The organism is Ulvibacterium sp., assembly GCF_965228935.1.
Classification (GTDB): Bacteria; Bacteroidota; Bacteroidia; order Flavobacteriales; family Flavobacteriaceae; genus Ulvibacterium.
The window spans coordinates 2,630,606-2,652,736 of record NZ_OZ245846.1 but is presented as its reverse complement, the minus strand read 5'-3'; the positions used below and the strand labels follow the sequence as shown (position 1 = coordinate 2,652,736).

Below are 22,131 nucleotides of genomic sequence, written 5' to 3'. Positions count from 1 at the left end.
AATTGAGGCTTTTTTTGACAAAATTTCAAGAAACAAAATAAAAATCGCACTATTTATAAGAAAATTCTTATGGTATTGCTTGAAATAAACAATAGTTGCCGTTCTTATACGTTTCATTTCAAGGACCCCCGATAACAAAATTGAAAAGTATTTTTGTCATGTGACCGAATATTTGATTCGTATCGATCACACATATCGTTAAAAGGAATATTTGAAAATCGGAATCTTACATAAAATGCTTAAAAGATGGTTATGGATCCCTTTCCTCGTAACCGTCCTTCATTTGTCCTATGGGCAAGATTCCTTGGCTCAAAATGATTTACAGTCCTACTTTGATAATGCCAGGGAATTAAAGAACCAGAGTAAAATGGATCTTGCCTTGGAATCCTTGGAAAAAGCTGCTGAACTTGCAGAAAAGAACGAGGACGTAAAAGCCTTGATAGACAGTTACCATCATCTTGCCCTGCTTTACCTAAAATTGGACAAAGAGGAAACCACCCTCTTTTTTTGGGATCGGGCAAAGTCCATACTAAAAGATATAGAATATCCGTATGGTGATGCCATTCACAAATTTATAGAGGCCATTCTGCTTTTCAGGGACGATAAGAACTTTCAGGCCATTTTTATGCTGAATGAAGCCAAACAGTTGAACAACGATCGTAATTTCTTCAATAATATCCTTTTGGTAGAAGGAAATATCTATTTGAATCTAGAAAAATATGACAGTGCCTCTAAAAACTTCAACTCGCTTGTCGTTAATACAGATCTGTACGAAAAAGAATATCTAGCCACGAGGGCACATCTTGGTTTGGCACAATTAAGCCAGGAAAACAAAAATTTCAGTGAAGGGGTACTTAATGCCGAAAGTGCGTTGAAATTGGCCCAGGAAAACAACTTTTTTAGGGAAGTCCTTGAGGCCAATCAGTTATTGACCCAACTGTATGAAAGCCTTGGTCGCTTTGATAAATCCTTGATCCATAATAGAAACCTCCTCAGAATTCGGGATTCCTTGTTTACCATTGAAAAAGTAAAAACAGAGGCCAAGACTGCGGAAAAAATCCAATTTGATTTTATGAGTGACGAAATCAAGAGGATGGATCAGCGTATAGAGGAACTGAATGAATCGCGCAATCGCTCAGAAATTGCCACGATCCTCACCTCGGCATTTTTATCCATTATCTCGCTATTGGCCGTTTCCCTATATCGAAACAATCAGATAAAATTAAAAACTAACGATCTGTTACAGACCAAAAACAACGAACTACAGAGTGCAAGGGACGCAGCCGTACAGGCTATGGAGGCCAAGACCAATTTCTTGTCCACCGTGAGCCACGAGCTACGTACACCGCTCTATGCGGTGACCGGTCTAACACACTTATTGCTGGAGGAAAACCCCAGTGAGAATCAAAAGGAACATTTAAAGGCACTGAAGTTTTCAGGGGATTATCTCCTGAACTTCATAAACGACATATTGCAGATCAATAAAATTGATGCGGAAAAACTAGAACCCCTGAATATAGAGTTCAATCTTAAAAAGATACTTCAGGAAGTTATCGACTCCCTACAACAAAGTGCCAAGGAGAACAATACCAAAATCATTTTGGAATATGATGAGAGCATTCCGGGCCATTTGATGAGCGACCCTTTAAAGCTTTCGCAAATATTCATGAATCTGGTGGGGAACGCCCTGAAGTTCACCAAAGATGGGGAAGTAAAGGTAATAGCGCAATTGCTAAAAAAGATTGAGGACGATGTAACATTGTATTTTGAAGTTCAAGATACGGGAATAGGTATTTCCGAAGAACAGCAGAAGGTTATTTTTGAGGGCTTTGAGCAGGGTTCCATTCAAATTAATAGGGAATACGGTGGCACTGGATTGGGCCTTACCATTGTAAAAAGCCTCTTGGGCCTATTCGACAGTAAGATAGAGTTGAAAAGTGATCTAGGTGAGGGAAGTTCTTTCTTTTTTGAGCTGAAACTTAAAAGTAAGGATAGCGTTATGGATGACATTCCTTTTGAAATTACCCAAAAGGATTACGACTTTAAAGGTCTTCATCTTTTGATCGTAGAGGATAACAAAATCAATCAGGTGATAACCAAAAAAATGTTGACCAAAAAGGAAATCACCAGTGATATTGCCAGCAATGGAATGGAAGCCGTTGAATTGGCCCGAAAAAATCCATACGATGCCATTCTAATGGACATCCACATGCCGGGTATCAGTGGAGAAGAGGCGACCATTGAAATCCGAAAGTTCGATGGCCATACCCCGATTATAGCGCTTACGGCCATTTCCTTGGATGATAGCCTGGAGAGTTTCTACGCCGCAGGATGTAATGATGTAGTGACCAAGCCCTTTAAACCGGAAGTATTCTATCAAAAGATCGGGGAGAATATTTTCAGCAAAAAGGAAGTCAAGGATCCTGCATCATAAATTCGGACAATTTCTTGGTCAATACATCTTCTCCATCGTTTAAGAAATTGTGGCGCACAGGTATGTAGTACAGGTTTTTTAGCTTCCCGTTTAAGCGGACATAATCCTTTTCAGTGGTTAAAATACACTCCTTAGATCTAAAAAGGTCCAGTTCGTCATTGGAGAAGTAATGATGATCTCCAAATCTTAAATGCTCAAAAACAAGCCCTTTGTCGTTAAGGAAATCGACCAAAGGTTTGGGGTATGCTATTCCAGTGACAAGCGTAATTTTTAGGTTGCCTAAATCTCCCCAGGAAATCGTTTTGGTATCCTTTACGGGAAGATCATACGCCAAACTGCTGAAAAAGACCTGCTGATTATTTTTTGGTTTCAGTCTACTTGTGATTGTGTCCCGTTCTTTTTGGGATAATGCGGAAGGACATTTGGTAACGATAATGGCGTTAGCCCTTTTGGCTTCTTTTTTACCATCGCGTAAGTCACCGGTGGGCAAATACCAGTCGTCCACATATAAGTTGGAATATGCGGTCAGCAAAATGGAATAGCCGGGGCGTACCTTTCTATGTTGAAAAGCATCGTCCAAGAGGATAACCTTGGGAGTTACCTGCTTTTTTAACTCAAGAATGCCCCTTGTTCTGTTAGCATCCACTGCAACGACGACCTTGGGAAACTTGGACTTGATTTGGAAGGGTTCGTCCCCCAACTCCTCAAAGGTGCTTTCCCTTCCTCCGATAAGAAAACCTTTGGATTTCCGCTTATATCCCCTACTTAACACGGCAATGCTGTAGGAATCCTGGAAAAGGGATATCAAAAGCTCGATCATGGGTGTTTTCCCCGTCCCCCCAACACTCAAATTACCGATACAAATTACGGGAATGTCAAAAGACCTTGATTTCAGAAAACCAATATCGTATAAATAATTACGAACATGAACCACCAAGGCATACACCAAGGATACGGGAAACGCTATTTTTCGTAAAAGTCGCACCGGAACGAAAATATAATATTTTATCTTTGGTAGCCTTATAAAACCAAAAAATGACCGTTCTTGAAGTAACCCAAATATTGGAAGAACTTGCGCCCCTGCCATATGCCGAGGATTTTGATAATACCGGAATTTTGGTGGGCAATGCGGAAGCCCAAGTCTCCGGGATTTTGGTTACGCTAGATACTTTGGAATCGGTAGTTGAGGAGGCCATGGCCCATAATTGTAATCTCATCGTAAGCTTCCACCCTATAATTTTTAGTGGTTTAAAAAAATTGACAGGCTCCTCCTATGTTGAAAGAACCGTAATAAAGGCCATCCAAAACCACATTACCATTTATAGTATGCACACGGCGTTGGACAATTCGCCCAACGGCGTAAACGCAAAAATCTGTGAAGTCCTTGGAATCCAAAATCCCCAAATACTGATTCCAAAAAAAGGAACCCTTAAGAAACTGACCACGTATGTTCCAAAAAACGATTCGGAAAAAGTACGGCAAGGTCTTTTTGCCGCAGGAGCGGGAAATATTGGAAAGTATAGTGATTGTAGCTTTACGGTAGACGGGGCAGGCAGTTACAAAGCAAATGATGGGGCCAACCCGTCCAAAGGTCAGATTGGGTTAATACATTATGAGGAAGAGACCCAAATAAATGTGGTTTTTTCCGCGATGAACGAGTCTAGAATAAAAAGTGCGTTGATAAAACACCACCCGTACGAAGAAGTCGCCTATGAGATTTATGCCTTGGACAATACCGATCTTACCATGGGAATGGGAATGGTCGGCAATCTAAAAGAGCCCATGGCCGAAATGAAGTTTCTTGGGTTGCTTAAAGAAAAAATGAAGGCATCCTGTGTTCGTCATTCCGAACCGTTGGGGAAAAAGGTGCAAAAAATAGCGGTTCTCGGAGGTAGTGGAGCCTTTGCGATTTCGGCTGCCAGAGCTTCGGGAGCGGACGTTTTTGTCACTGCCGATGTAAAATACCACCAATTCTATGAGGCCGAGAACAAAATGATTATAGCGGACATTGGGCATTATGAAACAGAGCAGTTTACAAAAAATCTATTAGTAGATTATCTTACAAAAAAAATCCCTAATTTTGCAATCCGTTTATCGGAAAGTAAAACCAATCCCATCAAGTATTTATAAAGCATATGGCTAAAAAGGTAGAAGCGACCGTAGAGGAAAAATTAAGGGCATTATACGATTTACAGTTAATCGATTCCAGGGTGGATGAAATACGTAATGTTAGGGGCGAACTTCCCCTTGAAGTAGAGGATTTGGAAGACGAGGTATTGGGGCTTAAGACCCGTATGGACAAGCTGAAGACCGATGTTGAGACCATTAATTTTGAAATCGGGGCAAAGAAGAACCTTATCGAAGAGGCGAAAGCCTTGATCAAGAAATATAGCGAACAGCAAAAAAATGTTCGTAATAGTAGGGAGTTCAACTCCATAAGCAAGGAATTGGAATTCCAGGAATTGGAAATCCAATTGGCCGAGAAGAATATTAAGGAATTTAAGGCACAGATCGAGCAAAAAAAGGAGGTTATTACGGAAACCAAGGAAAAACTAGCCGAAAGGGAGGCGCACTTAAAGCATAAGAAAAGTGAACTGGACGCTATTCTGGCGGAGACCGAGAAGGAAGAAATGGCCCTGCTGGATCAATCCAAAAAATTCCAGAGTGAGATAGAGGAAAGGCTGATAAAGGCCTATACCCGTATTCGAAGCAATGTAAAGAACGGCCTGGCCGTAGTTCCTGTAGAAAGGGGTGCTTCCGGAGGTTCCTTCTTTACGATTCCTCCACAGGTTCAGGTAGAAATCGCTTCCCGCAAAAAAATTATTACCGATGAGCACAGCGGCCGAATTTTGGTCGATCCGGTTTTAGCGGAAGAAGAACAGGAAAAAATGGAAAAAATGTTCTCGAGCTTATGAACATTCTTCCTAAAGGAAATCAAAGGCCATCCGCGTATGTGGATGGCTTTTTTGTTTATGTGCTATGAAGACTACTTAATAACTCAAACATGCACACATTAAAATGGGTTCTGGCAGTAGCCCTTTTGAGTACCTTAAAGTTCAATGCCCAGAACTTAAAGGATTATCAATGGAAGAACCGGGTTCTTCTATTGTTTGATGATTCAATAAAATCCCCAGCCCTAAAATCCCAACTGGAAAAGTTCTCCGACGTGCCGGAAGAAATGGTCGAGCGGGATTTAATACTCTTTATTGTCACCGATAAAGGTATTTTTACCCGAAATGGCCATCTACAGGATATGCCTTTAAAAGATGCTTACGATACGGCCCATATTTCGGAAAAATTTAAGGGGGTTGTTCTGATCGGAAAGGATGGCGGTGCCAAACTAAAAAAGGATTTCGAAATAGATCCACTAGTTATTTTTGACCTCATCGATGGTATGCCCATGCGCAAGGCAGAAATGCGGTCCGCAAAAAAACATTAAAGTAAATCCAATATCCTTTGCTCCACTTCGGGGCTATCCCATATTTTTTCAATATTCGGTGTTTGCATCACTTTTTTCATGATTTCCTCCTGGGCATCGCCAACGGCAAGGGCCTCCGTATAGGGCCTGTTGGAAAAAGTAACCCGGGAATATACTGGAATCCATTTGTCCGGATACTTTTCGGCGAAACGTTTCTCAATCTTTTTTTGTAGTAGAAATTGTGAATCCGCTGTCTTACTGCTCATTTCCATAAAATTGCGGTAGCTCAATTCCGCTATGGCATCCGCATTGGGCTTTCGCTGTTTCTGATAGTTGCGGAAAATGGTCTCCCAATCGTCACCATATTGGGTCATTAGCTGATCTAGGAAATAGATATCCTCGAACCCGGCATTCATTCCCTGTCCATAAAAGGGCACTACGGCATGGGCCGCATCCCCTACAAGGGCCACTTTGTTCCAATACGTCCAAGGATAGCATTTCATGGTCACTAAGGCACTGGTAGGGTTCTTGAAGAAATCCGTGGTCAGATTTTCAATGTCCTTCCTAACATTGGGAAAATGGGTCTTGAAGAATTTTTTTGCTTCTTTTTTGGTAGTTATGTTCTCAAAAGAGACCTCCCCCTCAAAAGGCATAAATAAGGTACAGGTAAAACTCCCGTCCAAATTGGGCATGGCAATAAACATAAACCTACCTCGTGGCCAAATATGAAATGAGTTCTTATCCAGCTTATGGGAACCATCCTCATTGGGCGGAATGGTCAATTCCTTATATCCTACATCGATAAAGTCCTGGGAATAATCAAATCGGCTCCTTCTCTGCATTTTGTGCCGTACTCGTGAAAAAGCCCCATCACAGCCAAAAACAATATCGTAGTTGTATTCCTTCCACTCGCTCTTTTCCGTTTCCCCGGTGTAGATTTTGGCCTGGGGCAGGTCTACGTCCCAAACCTTTTCCTCAAATCGGAACTCGACCCCGGTGCCCTCCGCTAAATCGATCATCTTCCGATTTAGCACCCCTCTGGAAATGGACCAGATGGCTTCGCCTTCCTTACCATACTTCTGAAAATAAAGGGGCTTTCCAATAACATGCATAGCCCGTTTGTCCAAGGGAATGGCAATTTTCTTTACCTCATTTTCAATCTGGATTTCCCGCAAGGCCCTCCAACCCCTGTCGCTCATGGCCAGATTAATGGAACGACCTGAAAACTCAATAGTCCTGATATCAGGCCTCCTATCGAAAACGGTAATGGAGTGCCCTCTTCTTTGCAGATAAATGGCCAATAACGAACCTACCAGCCCCGAGCCTACAATGGCAATTTTTTTGGGAGTCTGTGTCATAAAAAACCGATAGGCTATGGGTTAAAGATGGTAAATGTACTAAAATTTAAACATCCCTGATAAAAGCCTTGAAAAGCAATCTGAAATGTCAAGTTTAGAGATTAGTTAACATTTTTTGTTTAACTTTTATTTAATTTAGTAAAACAAAAAATATATGGTGCACTATTCCAAGTCCGATTTGGACAATCTCCCCACCCGTTATAAATCCAACCTTATCAATAGTTGTACAGGATATAAATCCTGCAACCTGCTTGGAACAATTTCCGGGAAAGGAATTACCAATCTGGCCATTTTTAATTCCATTATACATATAGGAAGTAATCCAGCACTTTTAGGTTTTATCCTTAGACCGCTAACCGTCAGACGGGATACCTATGAAAATCTAAGACAAAACGGGGATTTTACCCTTAATCATGTAAATAAATCCATATTGGAGCAGGCACATCAAACTTCGGCAAAATATGAAAAGGGAATCTCCGAATTTGAAAAAACGGGCTTGACCCCAGAGTATTTGGACGACTTTCGCGCACCCTACGTTAAGGAAAGTATCATAAAACTGGGGTGCCGTTATGAGAATGCTTATGAAATAAAGGAAAACGGTTGCCTTTTGATCATCGGAAGTATTCGTCACATCTATTTACCTAAAACTATTCAGCATACGGATGGATGGGTACAATTGGACAAGGCACAGACCCTATCGGCCATAGGACTGGATGGTTATGCCCTTCCCGAACTGCTGGCCCGCTTGGCCTATGCCAGACCGGATGAATTTAAGTAAATCAAAAATGGCCCATAAAAAGGTTGACCTTCCTATTAAAATCTGTGAGACTTGCGGCCTAGAGTTTCGTTGGCGAAGAAAATGGAGAAAAAACTGGGAAACCGTAAAATACTGTAGTGAACGATGTAGACGAAATAAAAGATTAAAGACTGAAAGTCGTCAACCGCACTGACCATTTTGAAACAAATTTAACTAGAAGCCCTTTTTACATTGTAGATGAACAATCTAATTTGGTTTAGGAACGATCTTAGGATAGCCGACAATTCTTCCCTTAACAAAGCATGTTCCGGAGATAAAGTAATGGGTATTTATTGTTTTGACCCATTGCTTTTTGGCATGGGCGACTATGGCTTTAGAAAAACAGAAAGGTTTAGGGCCCGATTTTTGATCGAAACCGTCATCCAACTAAAAGAAAACCTAAAGAAGTTAAACATTCCATTGTTCGTTTACCTAGACAGCCCTAAAAACCGGATTCCAAAATTCATACATGAACACGGGATACAAAACGTATTTCTACAAAAAGAATGGACAAGGGACGAAAACAAAGCACGCGACGCCGTAATTGCCCATGTTCCGGCTTCCGTGAATTTTGAGGAAAGCTACGATCAGTTTCTATTTCATCCGGACGATATTCCCTACGATAGCTTTCAACAGATTCCAAAGGTCTTTACAGAATTTAGGAAAAAGTGCGAAACCTATGGCAAAGTGAGGCCCACTTTGGAAAGCCCAAAGGTTAGGCCCTCAACAAATTTAGTCGAAAATAACAGCGAGGTTCCCAGTTTGAAGGATTTGGGATTGAACAATTTCAGTATCGATACCAGAACGGCCTTCCCTTTCCAAGGCGGTGAAACCAACGCTCAAGAAAGAGTGCAGGACTATTTCTGGGAAACCCAAAAATTGGCTTTTTACAAAAAGACACGCAACGGCCTGATGGGCCCGGGATATAGTTCCAAGCTCTCGGCTTGGCTGGCCAATGGAAGCATTTCGGCCCGGACCATCTATTGGGAGGTTAAGGAATTTGAAAGGGTCGTTAGAAAAAATCAAGATACGTATTGGCTTATTTTTGAACTTATTTGGCGGGACTTCTTCAAATATGTTTCCCTAAAACATGGCAACGACATCTTTCATATCGGGGGTATCCTCAATAGGAAATACAAATGGAAAACATCCAAAAGAACTACGGAAAGCTGGATTTCCGGTCAGACCACGGAACCTTTTATAAATGCCAATATGAAGGAAATAGCCCATACCGGATGGATGAGTAACCGAGGACGACAAAACGTGGCCAGTTTTTGGTCGCGGGTACTGGAACAGGATTGGCGCATAGGGGCAGCCTATTTTGAAAGTATGCTCCTGGACTACGATGTACATAGCAATTGGGGTAATTGGATGTACAATAGTGGAGTCGGTAATGACCCGCGTAATCGTGCATTTAATAGTAGAAGACAAGCCGAGCGATACGACCCCAATGGAAAATTTCAAGCACTTTGGCTTCAAGAAACGCTTTTTTAAGAATCGTGTGCCGAAACTCATCTAAGAAATGAAAATACTGCGACTTATATTAGGAGACCAACTCAATCTAGAGCATAGCTGGTTCAACGAGGTCGATGATTCCACGACGTATCTTATGGCCGAATTGCGGCAGGAAACCGATTATGTAAAACACCATATTCAAAAGGTTGTCGCTTTTTTTATCTCCATGCGAAATTTTGCCAAAGAACTTGAAAAAAAAGGGCATAAGGTCATCTACTTAAAGATCGGGGATCCCGAAAACCCACAAGACCTGGAAAAATTGATAACGATGTACATGGAACATTCGGGGGCTGAAAAATTCGAGTACCAACTCCCCGATGAATACCGACTGGACTCCCAACTCCAATCTATCTGCCCAATACTGGGTGTAGAAACCGAATCCTATGATACGGAACATTTTTACACCACACGACATGAGTTAAAGGATTTCTTCAAAGGAAAGCAACAATTGATCATGGAAAGCTTTTACCGGATGATGCGAAAAAAGCATGATATCCTCATGGTAAATGGACAACCCAAGGGCAGTAAATGGAATTTTGACCAAAGTAACCGGAAAAAATGGAAAGGAACCCCGCGGATTCCCCAAGAAAAGATGTTTGGCGTTGATGTTTCTGCGGTCGCACAACAGATACGGTCATCCGGAGTAGAGACTTTTGGAAATTTGGACGAGGCCAATTTCAACTGGCCCGTTTCAAGAAAGGACTGCCTTTTAATGGTACATTACTTTTGCGAACATCTCTTGAAATACTTTGGCGACTATCAGGACGCAATGCATACAGATGAGAAATTTTTATTTCACTCGCGACTTTCGTTTGCCATGAACAGCAAAATGCTCTCACCAAAGGAGGTTGTAAATCAGGTTTTGGAGTACTATGACCATCATTCCCATGAAATCCATATTTCCCAAATAGAGGGCTTTATACGCCAAATTATCGGATGGCGCGAATACATGCGCGGAATTTATTGGAAGGAAATGCCAAGTTACCGCGACCATAATAAACTTGGGAACTACAATAAACTACCCGACTTCTATTGGACAGGGCATACCAAAATGAATTGTTTAAAACAGGCCATACAACAAAGTTTGGATACCGCGTATGCCCATCACATACAGCGTTTGATGGTTACGGGGAACTTTGCCTTATTGACCCAGACCCATCCAGATGAAGTAGATCAATGGTATTTGGGTATCTATATCGATGCGGTGGAATGGGTAGAGATTACCAATACCCGGGGCATGAGTCAGTTTGCCGATGGTGGCTTGGTCGCCACCAAACCCTACGTTAGTAGTGCCAATTACATCAACAAAATGAGCAATTACTGCACCGATTGCCACTATAGCCCAAAACAAAAGACCGGTGAACAAGGATGTCCTTTCAACGCTTTGTATTGGAACTTCTTGGACGAGAAAAAGGAATATTTTGTAAATAACCCCAGGATGAGTATGATGTTAAATCTTTTGGAGAAAAAGGACAAACCAGAGTTAAGGGATTTAAAGCAACGCGCAAGAGACATCATTCAAAATCCCGGGAAGTATTAATCCCTATTTAATAAACATTTAACGGTGCTATCACATCCTTATAATATCTTTGCAACGTATATATAACGAATTTTCCGCTTAGGCGTCCATATATATTCAGAAAGTCCTTCACATTAGGTTTGCGAAGGACTTTTTCAGTATTTTAATCCCTACAAGAGCTTTGTCAAATTAGAGCGAGACTATTCCAAAATTCCGTCAACAATACCATATTCCACGGATTCCTCGGCGCCCATCCAATAGTCACGGTCAAAATCCTTCATGACCTTTTCGAAGGTTTGCCCACAATTCTCGGCTAAAATCTTGGCTCCCAATTCCTTGGTCTTTATAATTTCCTTGGCCTGGATTTCTATATTGGATGCCTGCCCCCTTGCGCCGCCACTGGGTTGATGGATCATTACCCGGGCATGGGGTTGGATAAACCGCCTTCCTTTTTCGCCAACGGATAACAAAATAGAGCCCATTGAAGCGGCAAGGCCCGAACATACCGTGGACACCGGGCTTTTAATTTGTTTGATGGTATCGTAAATGGCAAATCCCGATGTTACATAGCCTCCGGGACTATTGATGATTAACTGTATTTCCTTGTTATTTTGAAGATCCAGATACAAGAGACGATCAATAACGTGTTTGGCCGAATCATCGTCCACCATGCCCCATAAAAAGACTTTCCGTTCATCGAGCAGTTTTTCCTGTATGGCTTCCTGTACTTTTCCTTTTTTTGAACTCATTTTTTATTTTCTTGTGAAGTGGTAAAATTAATCAAATTATTGGGAATCCTGACCCCCCTAAATGAATGAATCGACATCTGAATAAAACTGATTATCTTTGAAAAAATCAAAGTATGAAACCATATCTCTATATCTTGGCACTGGCCCTTACACTGGTCATAGGCTGTAAGAACGAAAAAAAAACGACCCCGACCGAAGTTGAAAAGGAATTGACCATTTTGGAAGAATTGGCCTATGCCAGCGGATTTGAAAACTGGAACGAGGTCCAAGAACTAAAATTCACCTTTAATGTGGATAGGGACACCAGTCATTTTGAACGCACTTGGATCTGGAAACCAAAGATCAATGAGGTTACGGCCATAAACGCTACCGACACCCTCACCTACCTTAGAAAGGATATGGATAGTATAACCCACAAGACCAATGGGGGCTTTATAAATGATAAGTACTGGTTGATTGCCCCAATCAATATTTTATGGGACAAGAACAGCATCGATTATGACCATTCCCAAAATGTAGAGGCACCCATAAGCAAAAAACCCATGCAAAAGCTTACGGTGGTATATGGTTCCGAGGGCGGTTACACCCCTGGGGATGCCTATGACTTTTACTTTGGGGACGATTTTATGGTACAGGAATGGGTATTCCGTAAAGGAAACCAGGCAGAGCCCTCCTTGATCACCACCTGGGAGGACTATGTGGAGATAGGCGGTTTAAAAATTGCCAAGATGCACCAAAAGGAGGATGGCAGTTTTAAGCTGTATTTTACGGATGTCGCGGTAAAGACCAACTAACAGCTCCAAATCAGGATTTTATCCTTTTCTTGTTCATCGTAAAGGTGGCCCCTAAAATTAGAAGGGCACAGCAGGTCAATACCAAAAAACAGGCTACCAAGGAAAAACTGTCCGCCAAAAACCCCAGTATCGGCGGAGCGATCAAAAATCCGGTATACCCCGTTCCTGCTATGAAAGATACGCCCTGGGACGAATCCACCCCCCTGACGTTACCTCCTATCCGGAAAATTTCCGGAACCATTACGGAAAAACCAAGGCCGCTCAGGGCAAACCCCAATATGGCCAAATACGTTTGGGTAGATAATACCAAGGCATAGCCGGCAATTACCACAAGGGCACCCAAGGAAACCATTTTCACCGAACCGATCTTGGAACTGATACCATCACCCAAGAACCGCCCTAAGGTCATCGTAATCTGGAAGCCGAGAAATCCGGCCCCCCATAGCGCTTCCGGAGCAATACTCACCTCTTTGAGGTAAAGTCCGCTCCAGTCCACAATGGCACCTTCGCTCCCCATGGAAACAAAGGAAATCAATCCCAATAACAATAAAGGTTTAAACAGTTTTAGGCTAAAAGGCTCCTTCTCCACCGGAGCGGCCGTTATATTCTTGTATCTGCCATAAAAAAAAAGATTTACTATAAAGATCAGGGCAATGGCCATACCCATGTGCAAAGCCGGATTGGCCAATGGGCCGATCAAAAAACTCCCCAGACCCGCCAAAACACCCCCCAAACTGAAAAAACCGTGGGAAGCGGACATAAATTTCGTCTTATCCTCCTTTTCCAATTCGGTAACCAGGGTGTTCATGGAAATGTCCGTAAAACCGTTGGTGGCACCAAAAAAGAATAAGCCGGCCATTAGTGTATAATAATTGGGTGCCACAATGGGCAATATCGCAGTTATACAAATCAGCAGGACGCCGTACCCGGTAGCTTTGCCTACCCCTATCCTATTTATTATCGTCGAGGCAATCGGAAATATGGTAAAGACCCCAAGAGATAGAAAAAAAATAGCAATCCCCAATTGGGCCTTATCAATACCCAAGTTCTCCTTTACCGTTGGAATATATATGGCCCATGTCCCAAACAATATGTTTAGACTTGCAAAAACCCAAGCTGGGCCAAAATAGCGGGCATTGGAAAGAATAAGTAAGAGGGATTTCATCTAAGGTCGATGGTATTACGGGTTGGTTTTGTTAATAGACGGCAAAGCTACTAAAAACGAATAACTATCTACTAGCCGTTTTGGATAGGATGCCTTGCTTCAAGAGTTGGCCAAAATGGTACATATCCGAGAAGGAACAATAAAAAGGTGCCGGTGCCAAACGGATGACATTGGGCTCCCTCCAATCAACGATTACACCATTTTTCATCAGAAAATCAAAGAGGGGCCTTCCCTCGCCATGTAAAAAAACGGATAGTTGACAACCTCTATCCAATGGGGTAATAATTTCAAAGGAGCCATTTACCTCCTTACCGATTTCCTTTAAGATAAATTCCAGGTAAGTGGTCAATCGGTTTCGCTTTTCAATAAGCGCATGCATCCCAACCTCATCGAACATTTCCAAGGAAGCCAAATAGGGAGCTAAAGAGAGCACAGGGGGGTTGCTAAGTTGCCAGGCATCCGCGCTGGACATAGGTTCAAATTGGGGCTTCATTAAAAAACGAGTCTCCTTTTTGGTTCCCCACCACCCTTCCAATCGGGGAATGGTCTCGTTTTCCACATGTTTTTCATGAACAAAGATACCCGAAGCGTTGCCCGGGCCACTGTTCATGTATTTGTAGCTGCACCATGCGGCAAAATCAACCTCCCAATTATGCAGTTCCAGACCCACATTTCCCGCAGCGTGCGCCAGGTCCCACCCGACATTTGCCCCTACAGATCTTCCAGCTTGGGTTATGGCCTGCATATCAAAAGACTGACCGTTGTAGTAGTTTACACCACCCATGAATATCAAAGCAAGTCCATCCCCAATTTCTTCGATTTTTGAAAGGACATCCTCAGTACGCCAAAAGTGTTCTCCCTCCCTCTTTTTTATTGCTACAATGGCCTCTTCCGGATCCAGACCGTGCCACCTTACCTGACTCTGAAGCATATATTGATCCGAGGGAAACGCCTTTTCCTCACATAAAATCTTGAATCTATCCGGAGTAGGCGTATAAAAAGAGACCATCAAAAAATGAAGGTTCACGGTAAGGGTATTCATAACACATACCTCCTTAGGTCTGGCCCCAACAATCTTTGCCAAGGGTTCGGCCAGTCTTTCATGATAATCCCACCAAGGTTTATCGGCATGAAAATGGCCTTCTACGGCCAATTCCTTCCAATCGGTCATAATCTCATCAATATAACTCTGGGTGCGCTTGGGCTGTAATCCAAGGGAATTGCCCGTGAAATAGATGACTTCCCTTCCATGTATCTTAGGAAAATGAAATTCGTCCCGATAGGTTCCAAGAGGATCCTCGGCATCCAGTTTTTGGGCAAATTCAAGGGAGTTGTGGAACAGCATATTATTTTTTTCAAAACTACGACTTCAAAAAGGATAATGGGAAGGGGTAGTTAAGAAAATTACACCAGACGCATCTCAATAATATGCCTTTTAAATCCGAACTTTTCGTAAGCCTTTATAGCAATGGGATTATCTTCGTATACGGTAAGGCGAATTTCGGTCAAGTTTTTGGAAATGGCCCAATCCTTTAGGGCGGAAAGAACTTTTTGATTTACCCCCTTTCCCCGAAATTCCGGCTCGGTATACATAAATCCCAGATAAGCGTAATAGGTATGATCCAAATAGTGTCTTGCCTTTTTTGCCATGCCATAACCAGATGCCACAATATTGCCTTCGTACTCAGCTACGACCACAGCAAAGTCATCGTCCCGTATCATAGATTCCAGATCATAGTAGTTTACCGGGTCTTTCCTAATGGTGGGGTCTAAAGGTCTTTCCGCCTGTATGACGCCCTGTTCGAATTTTTGGAGAATTGGTAAATCACCCAATAGGGCAGGTCGTATCGTAATTCCATCCATGGTTTTTGCTTTTCGATTTCAAGGTAATCCATATTTTTGTCAAAACCGTTTTATGCACTTTTTATCTCCCATATTGGAAGAATATATTGCAAGTCGTTCCCAGGAAGAACCGGAAGTATTGCAGGAACTCACCCGGGAGACCCACCTGAAAGTGGTTCGGCCCCGTATGCTGACAGGTCATTTTCAGGGGAGGGTACTCAGCTTGTTGTCAAAAATAATACGTCCGAATACCATTTTGGAAATCGGCACCTATACGGGCTATTCGGCCATCTGTTTGGCGGAAGGCCTATCCCGTGATGGAAAACTGCATACCATAGATAAAAATGAAGAATTGTACGGCATACAACGGCGGTATTTTGACAAAAGTGGGTTTGGAAACAAAATTATACAACATACCGGGGATGCTTTGGAAATTATACCGGAATTGGAAGTTGTTTTTGACTTGGTATTTATTGATGCGGAAAAAATGGACTATCCCGCTTATTTTGAGGCCGTTCTTCAAAAAACGCAATCCGGAAGCATTATTCTATCGGACAACGTGCTCTGGTCCGGCAAAGTGGTAGAACCTTTAGATCCAAAGGATAAAACTACAAAGGTGGTCCTGGATTATAACGAACAACTGAAGGAAGATCCCCGGGTAGAAACCGTACTCTTGCCCATTAGGGACGGCTTAACCTTAAGTAGGGTACGATGAGCCTAACGTACATGGTATAAAAGAGAAAGGCCGATAAAACCCCAACCAGAGCGCCCACTATGATATCTACGGGATAGTGCACGCCCACATAGATACGACTTGCAGCAAAAAGTAAGGGCCAAACATAGAAGAACCAACACCATTTGAATCTTTTATGAAGAAAGAGCACTACCAGCGTAGTAACGGAAAACGAGCTTGACGCATGGCCTGAAAAAAAACTATAGGTTGTCGGAGTTTTTAGAATCCGTATCAAGGTATTGACCTGACTATCGTTATTGGGCCGTAACCTGGCCACGTATTCCTTGGTCATATCCGTGGCCGTAGTAATAAAAAATACCAGGGCGATTATGGTGAGGGAAACAAAAAGTGCTTCCCGTTTCGGGTATTTCCGGTAAATAATGATAAAAAACAAAATGAATAACGGAATCCAGGTGGAGATGTTGGTAACCGTGGACCAAAAAAAATCGTATTCTTCTATTCCGAGATTGTTGAGGTAAATAAATGTGTCCCTATCCCATTGAAGAATCTTTTCGAGCATAAGCGCAACTATTGTCGCTTGATGGTGCCCGAAACATCATCAATACTCTTTTTTACATCGCCCAACTCCTTGGTAATGCCATCGCCTAGGTTGGAACTTACACTATTCTTAACATCATCGATGTCCTTTTGGATATCCGATACCAAGCTAGTATCAATACCTTGTTTCTCCGCACTTCTCTGAATTTCTTGCTTAATATCTTCCGTGGCGTCTTTTAATTGGCGCATACCTTTCCCCAAACCTTTGGCAATACCTGGAATTTTATCGGCGCCGAAAACCATGACCACGATAAACATGATGAAGAATATCTCACCTCCGCTTATGAACAAAAAGTGTACAGCATACATACTACAAATATAGTCAAGTTTGGATAGCAATTGAAGAGACCTCCAAGGTTTCCTGTCCAAAAAGTAAGCAGATTACTTGGGACAGGGTCGATCAATGCTCCTTTAGTCGCTTATTTGCCCTTGATATTCTCCTTAAATTTGTCAAAATCGGATTTTGCCTCTTTTTGGGGCCAAGAGTTATTGGTGATATCTATATCCGCGGTTTCCAATTTTGGGTCTACTACAACGCCCACCAGTTCTTTATCGGAGGCAATGACCCTTTTGACCTCCTTATCATTTTTTCTCCATATTTCGGCGGGATAGGTTATGTTCTCCTTGGTTCCGTCGGCATAGGTATACTCAACAATCAATGGCATTGGTATTCCACCGGGCTTATCAAAGGTAATTTCATAAAAATACTTGGGTTCCTTAACAAGCGCCCTTTCCTCCGCACTCATCTTGTCCATCATAAACTCCTTAAGGAACATGGAATTTTGCGAAGCTTCCTTCCCCTTTAAGTCCTCGTTAAAATCATCGCTATCTTCCTCGGCCAGGAAAACCTGGGGCAGTAAATCTGCCTCGGAAATGTTCCTTTGTGCCATATACTCACGCATCTCTTTTGTGGGACCATCGTTTACAAAATACTTTTTTATGTCTTTCACACCTATATCCACATAATCCGTGGTATAGAACCAGGACCTCCAATACCAATCCAAATCCACCGCTGAGGCATCCTCCATGGTCCGGAAAAAGTCCTCCGGGGTCGGATGCTTAAACTTCCAACGTTGGGCATAGGTCTTAAAAGCATGGTCAAAAAGTTCCCTTCCCATAACGGTCTCGCGAAGAATGTTCAAGGCCGTCGCAGGCTTGCCGTAAGCATTGGGTCCAAGTTGGTATACATTTTCGGGATTGGACATAATAGGCGCCAATGTACTTTGATCTCCTGCCATATAGGGAACCACTTTGTAGGGTTCTCCCCTTCTGGACGGGTAGGTCTCATATCCCGCAATCGCATCGGGATATTTCTCTCCGAATTCCTGCTCCGCCATGTATTGCATAAAGGTATCCAGACCTTCGTCCATCCAACCCCACTGCCGTTCATCGGAATTGACGATCATAGGGAAAAAGTTATGGCCCACCTCATGTATGATGACACTTATCATCCCGAATTTTACCTGATCCGAGTATGAGCCATCGGTATTGGGACGGCCATAGTTCCAACAGATCATGGGATACTCCATACCTTGATTTTTGGCATGTACCGAAATGGCCTTGGGATAAGGGTAATCAAATGTGTGCTCCGAATAGGATTTTAAGGTATGGGCAACGGCCTTGGTGGAATACTCTTCCCAAAGCGGATTGCCTTCCTTAGGGTAAAGCGAAACGGCCATAACGTCCTTGTTGCCTATCTTAACGGCCTGCATGTCCCATATAAACTTACGGGATGTGGCAAAACCATAGTCCCTTACGTTTTTTGCCTTAAAGCGCCAAGTCTTCTTTTTTTCCGAAAATCCTTTTTCGGCGGCTTCGGCTTCTTCCTGGGTAACGATCAATACAGGTTTGTCGTAGGATTTCTTTGACTGGTCATAGCGTTTCAACATCTCCCTGGAAAATACCTCTTTTCGGTTCTGTAGGGTTCCGGTGGCATCCAGTACATGATCCGCCGGTACCGTGATGTTCACTTCATAATCCCCAAAGGGTAGGGCAAACTCCCCGCTTCCCCAAAATTGATGGTTCTGCCAACCCTCAACATCGCTATAAACGGCCATTCTTGGGAAAAACTGGGCAATGACATAGGCCCTATTACCATCTTTTGGAAAATACTCATATCCAGATCTGGCCCTATTCACGGTGTGGTCGGGGATATTGTAATTCCATTTTATGGAAAAGGAAATCTGTTCCTTGCTTTTTAGCGGTCGTGGGATATCTATCCGCATCATCGTTTGATTGATGGTATACGATAGGGGCCTTCCATTAACATCCTTAACGAACTCAATATTGAAACCGCCATCAAAAGGTTCCGAAACATACTTTTTTACAAAGCTTTCCACCCTTTCCGCTTGGGCAATCCTCGTTTCATTCCGCAAGGCGGATTTGGTGTCCTTGATGCGTACATTCTGATCTAGCTGCAACCAAAGGTATTCCAAATCATCCGGGGAATTGTTCGTGTAGGTTATGGTCTCTTCCCCATATATTCTGGCGTTTTTATCATCCAGTTCAATGTCCATGACATAGTCTGCCTGTTGTTGATAGTAATCCGGACCGGGGGCACCGGAAGCCGATCGATACGTATTTGGTGTAGCGAACTCTTCATAGAGCTGCTTAAACTTGTTCTGGTTGTAATGACCCGGTTCACGGTTTTCATCGTTATATTGGGCTATGGCCGTTCCTCCCAAAAGGAACAATAGTGAGGTGAAAAAAATGGGAATAGACTTCATTCTTGTTTAATTTATAAGGCGCGAAAGTTAAACTTTTTTTGGTTTTATTCGGAAAAATGTTACAAATTTAACGTTCCGTTAGTATCGGACTTGGTGAGTACAAAGCTTTTTTTCTTTCCCTGGATCCGAAAATGGACAATGTTTTGTTGTTCTTCGAACAAATCGGTGAGTACTTCGTTCCTGATCCGAATGCTGGTTTTATTTTTTAAATCGATTTTGGGAACCTCTATATAACATATCACCACATCATGATCATATTTTTTGCCAAAAAAATCATAGGCCATATCGCTACCGTCGATTTGTATGGTGAATTTGGATCTTAGGTATCTTTCAATAAGGCTGTCGGCGGACTCGGATTCCTCGTGGGTCGCTAGATACGCCTTAAAATCATAGCGCTCTTCCAGTACGTTTTCAAGGTCGTCTATGAAAATCCGACAAGTTATCTGTAACGCATCCTCCTTTTCCGAATACCCAACGTTGGTGACGCTTACATAAAACTTATGTGCCAAAACAAAGGCAAACAGGGGCAGGACCAACAGGAAAAGTCCTTTCTTAAATAGTTTCATCCTTCAAAAATAAGCAAACCACGTGCCAAAATTGATGTCCGTGCTTGTAGTTTGATATTGGTTGTTCGTTTTCAGTTTTGGGTTTCAGGTTTCAGGTTTCTGGAAGTTAAGTGTTGGATTTTGCTCCTTCAACTACAGATCAAAACAACATAGCCGTTAATCCTTCATTGTTCACTACCCACTGTTAATTGTTCACTGTTCATTGTCAATTGTTCATGGTCAAAAACTCATAGTTTATGCGGTACTTGCAATGTCTTTCCATCCTTTCATCTTTCCGAAGAGGTCAACGTCTAGAGGTTGGGCTTGAGTTTTGAATTTTGGTTCTCACACTGAACCTAACATTACACGTCCAGCGTCCAGCGTCCAGCGCCCAGCGTCCAGCGTCCAGCGTCCAGCGTCCAGCGTCTAGCGTCTAGCGTCTAGCGTCTAAAAAAACTATTCCAACTTATTGTTTTTCCGATAGTACTGACTCTTTTTTCGCATGTATTCCCATATCTTCAGCTGATCATGGGTGTCCACTATGGCCTGAAAAGTAGAATCCACTTCACAGAAATACATAAAATCCGGTATACTTTCCTGAGGTATTTTCAAATCCTTTACAAAAAGGGAATCCGGATAAAATGCCCGAACCCTTTGGGTGCGTTCATACTTTGTGTTTCGTTTTAGCCGGTTTTTCAACATTTTGGTACGACCGGAAATAGCGTTCAGGATAGGGTTTAAGGGAACGATACCCCCTCCGGTGGTAGCTTCAAAGAATTGTCGTTCGGCCTGCGTAGGGGGCTTTACATAGGCATTGGGCAATCCCAGGGTGGAAGCCGTTACAACGGATTCGGTCTCCAGGTTGTTCAAATCCGAACCCATATCCCCGGATAAATTATAGAGGCGTACCACCACCTCGTCCAGTTCCGTAAGCGCTTCTTCCAAAGGGACCAGCAAAAATTTGCTTTCCAACACTTTTGGACTTACAACGACCTCTTTCCGTTTAAATTGGATCGCGGAAAAGACTAGGGTATCATTGAGTTTGACCGAAATTGAAAAAAAACCGTTTACATCGGTTATCGTTGCCTTTTGTGCGGTAATGTTCAGTACATGGGTAGCCGCTACGTCCCCTTCTTTACTATACACCCGCCCTTCCAATCTTTTGGAAAGAAGGGATTGGGCCTCCATGGAAATGGCGCATAAAAGAAAACATATAAGAACTGTACTATTTCCCTTCATCCAAGGACTTACGGAACGTTTCGCTATGTGTTACCAGAAAATCGATCAACTGGAACTCATTGTCCTTTCGCAGCAAAGATTGTGCCGGCATCTGCGTGTCACAGTACAGTAAAAAAGCATCGATCTTATCCTGAGGGAGTTTTAGGTCCAATACAAAGAACTCGTCATCGTAGATCTGTCGTAAGGCTTCACTTACCTTTAACCTAGGTCCCTCTTCTTCCGCCGCCTTGCCCGATTTCAGTAGTGCCCTAAAAATATTGGCGATGTTTAGACCGTCCCGCATTCCACGATCGGTTTGCGACATGGCTATGTTCTCCACTTCCGTGGAACGGTCGATTTCGTACTCGAAACCTTTGAGTTGCTCGTTCTTTAGCGCCAAATAACGTTCTTGGTCCTCGGGGGACAGTACCACCTCGTCCAATTCGGTCACTTTCTCGTTCACCTCTACCACCAAGCGGTTGCGTTGAAGTATTTCCTCGGTAATCTTTACAATCTCCAATTGATAGTTTACCGCGGTAAAAACAAGTTCGTCGCCCTCCTTCACCCGAATCGCAAATTCCCCATTGTCATTCGTGATCGTGGCCCTTTCCGTGGTGGTATTGATTACATTTTCATTGACCACGCTACTGTTGCGGTACAGAACCTTTCCCCGTAAAATCGTACGCTCATCATCCTGTGCCGATCCGGCATTACCAAAAAAAATGCAGAGCAACAGCGGCAAAAGGTATCTCATTATACTT

At 42.8% G+C, this 22,131-nt stretch carries 22 protein-coding genes; 10 read left to right on the top strand and 12 right to left on the bottom strand.

Features of this window, described 5'->3' with window-relative positions:
• Positions 1-235: 235 nt before the first annotated feature.
• Positions 236-2,434 carry an ATP-binding protein gene (locus tag ACO06Y_RS11140; RefSeq protein ID WP_422083908.1) on the top strand — a complete coding sequence of 733 codons (2,199 nt, stop codon included), beginning with the start codon at positions 236-238 and terminating at the stop codon, positions 2,432-2,434.
• Here the strand turns inward: ACO06Y_RS11140 and lpxK are convergent.
• Entirely contained in the window at positions 2,415-3,419 is a 1,005-nt protein-coding gene (lpxK, locus tag ACO06Y_RS11135; protein WP_422083907.1) for a tetraacyldisaccharide 4'-kinase, read from the bottom strand. The two genes, ACO06Y_RS11140 and lpxK, sit on opposite strands and share 20 nt — an antisense overlap.
• A 50-nt stretch (positions 3,420-3,469) precedes the next feature.
• Between lpxK and ACO06Y_RS11130 the strand changes: the two genes are divergently transcribed.
• From ACO06Y_RS11130 to ACO06Y_RS11120, 3 genes are all read left to right on the top strand, one after another.
• Positions 3,470-4,564 (top strand): Nif3-like dinuclear metal center hexameric protein, encoded by a 1,095-nt coding sequence (locus tag ACO06Y_RS11130; protein WP_422083906.1) that lies wholly within the window; start codon positions 3,470-3,472, stop codon positions 4,562-4,564.
• A gap of 5 nt (positions 4,565-4,569) precedes the next feature.
• Positions 4,570-5,349: a zinc ribbon domain-containing protein gene (locus ACO06Y_RS11125; protein WP_422083905.1), complete on the top strand. Its 780-nt coding sequence runs from the start codon at positions 4,570-4,572 to the stop codon at positions 5,347-5,349.
• 89 nt (positions 5,350-5,438) lie between these two features.
• A complete protein-coding gene (locus ACO06Y_RS11120; RefSeq protein ID WP_422083904.1) occupies positions 5,439-5,873 on the top strand; it encodes a DUF4174 domain-containing protein in 435 nt (144 codons plus the stop codon).
• On the opposite strand, the gene ACO06Y_RS11115 is transcribed toward ACO06Y_RS11120, so the two are convergent.
• Positions 5,870-7,210, bottom strand: coding sequence for an FAD-dependent oxidoreductase (locus ACO06Y_RS11115; protein ID WP_422083903.1), 1,341 nt, complete (start codon positions 7,208-7,210; stop codon positions 5,870-5,872). The two genes, ACO06Y_RS11120 and ACO06Y_RS11115, sit on opposite strands and share 4 nt — an antisense overlap.
• A gap of 154 nt (positions 7,211-7,364) precedes the next feature.
• Here ACO06Y_RS11115 and ACO06Y_RS11110 point away from each other — a divergent pair, with 154 nt between their 5' ends.
• From ACO06Y_RS11110 to ACO06Y_RS11095, 4 genes are read left to right on the top strand one after another with little or no spacing between them, the layout of a single operon-like run.
• On the top strand, positions 7,365-7,988 hold the full coding sequence (locus tag ACO06Y_RS11110; protein ID WP_422083902.1) for a flavin reductase family protein: 624 nt from the start codon (positions 7,365-7,367) through the stop codon (positions 7,986-7,988).
• 7 nt (positions 7,989-7,995) lie between these two features.
• Positions 7,996-8,160 carry a DUF2256 domain-containing protein gene (locus ACO06Y_RS11105; RefSeq protein WP_422083901.1) on the top strand — a complete coding sequence of 55 codons (165 nt, stop codon included), beginning with the start codon at positions 7,996-7,998 and terminating at the stop codon, positions 8,158-8,160.
• A 44-nt stretch (positions 8,161-8,204) separates the two neighbouring features.
• The gene (locus ACO06Y_RS11100; RefSeq protein WP_422083900.1) at positions 8,205-9,500 is read left to right on the top strand and encodes a DASH family cryptochrome; all 1,296 of its coding nucleotides are present in this window, start codon (positions 8,205-8,207) and stop codon (positions 9,498-9,500) included.
• Between the two features lie 28 nt (positions 9,501-9,528).
• Positions 9,529-11,061 carry a cryptochrome/photolyase family protein gene (locus ACO06Y_RS11095; RefSeq protein ID WP_422083899.1) on the top strand — a complete coding sequence of 511 codons (1,533 nt, stop codon included), beginning with the start codon at positions 9,529-9,531 and terminating at the stop codon, positions 11,059-11,061.
• A 179-nt stretch (positions 11,062-11,240) separates the two neighbouring features.
• On the opposite strand, the gene ACO06Y_RS11090 is transcribed toward ACO06Y_RS11095, so the two are convergent.
• On the bottom strand, positions 11,241-11,789 hold the full coding sequence (locus ACO06Y_RS11090; protein WP_422083898.1) for a ClpP family protease: 549 nt from the start codon (positions 11,787-11,789) through the stop codon (positions 11,241-11,243).
• Positions 11,790-11,902: 113 nt separating this feature from the next.
• On the opposite strand from ACO06Y_RS11090, the gene ACO06Y_RS11085 reads away from it, so the two are divergent.
• Positions 11,903-12,583 (top strand): hypothetical protein, encoded by a 681-nt coding sequence (locus tag ACO06Y_RS11085; protein WP_422083897.1) that lies wholly within the window; start codon positions 11,903-11,905, stop codon positions 12,581-12,583.
• A gap of 10 nt (positions 12,584-12,593) precedes the next feature.
• Here ACO06Y_RS11085 and ACO06Y_RS11080 read toward each other — a convergent pair whose 3' ends face one another.
• The 3 genes from ACO06Y_RS11080 to ACO06Y_RS11070 all read right to left on the bottom strand — a co-directional run bounded on the left by ACO06Y_RS11080 (position 12,594) and on the right by ACO06Y_RS11070 (position 15,611).
• Positions 12,594-13,748: an MFS transporter gene (locus tag ACO06Y_RS11080; protein ID WP_422083896.1), complete on the bottom strand. Its 1,155-nt coding sequence runs from the start codon at positions 13,746-13,748 to the stop codon at positions 12,594-12,596.
• A 64-nt stretch (positions 13,749-13,812) separates the two neighbouring features.
• Positions 13,813-15,093 carry a kynureninase gene (gene kynU, locus ACO06Y_RS11075; RefSeq protein WP_422083895.1) on the bottom strand — a complete coding sequence of 427 codons (1,281 nt, stop codon included), beginning with the start codon at positions 15,091-15,093 and terminating at the stop codon, positions 13,813-13,815.
• Between the two features lie 59 nt (positions 15,094-15,152).
• Positions 15,153-15,611 carry a GNAT family N-acetyltransferase gene (locus ACO06Y_RS11070; protein ID WP_422083894.1) on the bottom strand — a complete coding sequence of 153 codons (459 nt, stop codon included), beginning with the start codon at positions 15,609-15,611 and terminating at the stop codon, positions 15,153-15,155.
• A 52-nt stretch (positions 15,612-15,663) separates the two neighbouring features.
• Here ACO06Y_RS11070 and ACO06Y_RS11065 point away from each other — a divergent pair, with 52 nt between their 5' ends.
• Positions 15,664-16,305, top strand: a complete 642-nt coding sequence (locus ACO06Y_RS11065; protein ID WP_422083893.1) for an O-methyltransferase — start codon at positions 15,664-15,666, stop codon at positions 16,303-16,305.
• Here the strand turns inward: ACO06Y_RS11065 and ACO06Y_RS11060 are convergent.
• From ACO06Y_RS11060 to ACO06Y_RS11035, 6 genes are all read right to left on the bottom strand, one after another.
• Positions 16,271-16,843: a phosphatase PAP2 family protein gene (locus ACO06Y_RS11060; protein ID WP_422083892.1), complete on the bottom strand. Its 573-nt coding sequence runs from the start codon at positions 16,841-16,843 to the stop codon at positions 16,271-16,273. The genes ACO06Y_RS11065 and ACO06Y_RS11060 overlap by 35 nt on opposite strands.
• Positions 16,844-16,851: 8 nt before the next feature.
• The gene (locus ACO06Y_RS11055) at positions 16,852-17,190 is read right to left on the bottom strand and encodes a Sec-independent protein translocase subunit TatA/TatB (protein WP_422083891.1); all 339 of its coding nucleotides are present in this window, start codon (positions 17,188-17,190) and stop codon (positions 16,852-16,854) included.
• 110 nt (positions 17,191-17,300) lie between these two features.
• Positions 17,301-19,607 carry a M1 family metallopeptidase gene (locus tag ACO06Y_RS11050; RefSeq protein WP_422083890.1) on the bottom strand — a complete coding sequence of 769 codons (2,307 nt, stop codon included), beginning with the start codon at positions 19,605-19,607 and terminating at the stop codon, positions 17,301-17,303.
• Positions 19,608-19,666: 59 nt separating this feature from the next.
• Complete coding sequence (locus ACO06Y_RS11045; RefSeq protein WP_422083889.1) at positions 19,667-20,173, bottom strand: DUF6702 family protein; 507 nt, start codon at positions 20,171-20,173, stop codon at positions 19,667-19,669.
• A 435-nt stretch (positions 20,174-20,608) separates the two neighbouring features.
• Entirely contained in the window at positions 20,609-21,391 is a 783-nt protein-coding gene (locus ACO06Y_RS11040) for a carboxypeptidase-like regulatory domain-containing protein (protein WP_422083888.1), read from the bottom strand.
• Positions 21,378-22,124 carry a carboxypeptidase-like regulatory domain-containing protein gene (locus tag ACO06Y_RS11035; protein ID WP_422083887.1) on the bottom strand — a complete coding sequence of 249 codons (747 nt, stop codon included), beginning with the start codon at positions 22,122-22,124 and terminating at the stop codon, positions 21,378-21,380. The genes ACO06Y_RS11040 and ACO06Y_RS11035 overlap by 14 nt, the downstream gene beginning before the upstream one ends.
• Positions 22,125-22,131: the final 7 nt, after the last annotated feature.